Origin of the sequence: Lentilactobacillus parafarraginis DSM 18390 = JCM 14109 (assembly GCF_001435895.1) — a bacterium.
GTDB classification, from domain to species: Bacteria; Bacillota; Bacilli; order Lactobacillales; family Lactobacillaceae; genus Lentilactobacillus; species Lentilactobacillus parafarraginis.
Genome location: NZ_AZFZ01000189.1, coordinates 1 through 845, shown reverse-complemented (window position 1 = coordinate 845; position 845 = coordinate 1). Strand labels below are relative to the sequence as shown.

2 protein-coding genes are annotated in these 845 nt (G+C 34.2%); both read left to right on the top strand.

The annotated features are described in order from the left end of the window. Positions 1-109 precede the first annotated feature (109 nt). Positions 110-487, top strand: a complete 378-nt coding sequence (locus tag FD47_RS14665) for a hypothetical protein (RefSeq protein WP_056980855.1) — start codon at positions 110-112, stop codon at positions 485-487. A gap of 64 nt (positions 488-551) precedes the next feature. Then, positions 552-824 (top strand): BlaI/MecI/CopY family transcriptional regulator, encoded by a 273-nt coding sequence (locus FD47_RS16240; protein WP_225353039.1) that lies wholly within the window; start codon positions 552-554, stop codon positions 822-824. Positions 825-845: the final 21 nt, after the last annotated feature.

The window sequence follows — 845 nt, the reverse complement described above, 5'->3', positions numbered from 1 at the left end:
TAATCGTGTCTAAAAACTTGACTCAGATCCACTAATGGTTTTTGCACTGATGTTATTAGCCGTATTTCATATACGACAAGAATCACGACTGTTGTGGAAGTCTAACTATATGGTAATTGTTGCAGCAAGTAATATTTTATTTTTAATTCTTGCTTTCATTATGTGGATTCCGGCTAGAAATAGTATATTACTCAGCTCTTTATTGGCTATTCTAATAGTACTAGGCTTTATGTCGGGAGTTAGTGGTGTAGCTCAAGATGGATTTTTGTTACCAAGTTTGTTGCCAACATTAATAAACTTTAAGGATATTCAACAATTAACAATGACAAATAAGCAGATCACATCTGGAAAAATAATTCTAGTAGTGACTGGTCAGTCAAAGCAAAATAAAAGGTTTAACCTCATTTTTAATGAAAATTCGGTTGAACTACAACACTTTATTACTAAAAATACGGCTGATCACGTTTCCATCCAAGGACGTGAATAATTTTTTGACATTATGGTTTACAAATGTAATCGTAAATGTTATGTTACAGCTATAATCAATAGAGGTGATTATTTTGTTAGATCACGAGGTAAAAGATAATTGTATTGGTTGTGTAACTAATGCTGAGTACGAAATTTTGCGAATTATCTGGCATTATCCCGGGATTTCAACTAAAGATATTTACCAGGCAATCCGGCGACGACAAACTTGGCGGCCCAGCACTGTTAAAACATTACTATTTCGACTCGTAAGCAAGTCCTTGGTTACTAAAGATACCTATTATCATCAGGCCCATTATTATGCCCAATATAGTGAATCGATAGTTGTCTGGATGTAAGCTGATTCCTGAGACAACTTT